The organism is Halomonas sp. ALS9 (assembly GCF_001651035.1).
Taxonomy (GTDB): Bacteria; Pseudomonadota; Gammaproteobacteria; order Pseudomonadales; family Halomonadaceae; genus Vreelandella.
Map to the genome: position 1 here is coordinate 1 of NZ_LXRG01000038.1, position 470 is coordinate 470.

Annotated in this window: 1 protein-coding gene; it reads right to left on the bottom strand. The window is 53.4% G+C overall.

Features of this window, described 5'->3' with window-relative positions:
- Positions 1–263: Phenylacetic acid catabolic protein (locus tag A6R74_RS01360; RefSeq protein WP_240488136.1), on the bottom strand; the 263-nt coding region annotated here is incomplete at its 3' end.
- Positions 264–470 lie beyond the last annotated feature (207 nt).

Sequence of the window (470 nt, forward strand, 5' to 3'; positions counted from 1 at the left end):
GCGCGGCCGTCGTGGAGTTTATCGACCTCTTCGTCGCGGTCGGCACCCAAGGTTTCCATGGCGCTGTACAGGTACAAGCCGTGACCCGCCTCATCCTGAATCTTGGCCATTAGCTGCAGCTTGCGCTTAAGGGTCGGCGCGCGTGTCAGCCAGTTGCCTTCCGGCAGCATACCGACGAGCTCGGAGTGCGCGTGCTGTGAGATCCGACGGATCAATGTCTTGCGGTAGGCATCCGGCATCCAAGTGTTGGGTTCGATTTTCATTTCGTTATTGATGCGTTACTGGAACTGGCGTTCCTCAGGCTCCCTCTCATCAAGCGTTTTGAGTTTGCTAGAACCGGTTTCCACGAGCTGCGCGTACATAGAGACCTCCGCGGCGTCGGTGTGTCAGGGAGTGTGACTTATCTTACTTGAAGTATAGTGAAACACAATATTTTATCCATAAGTATTTTTGTGTGTCGCTTTAAGACT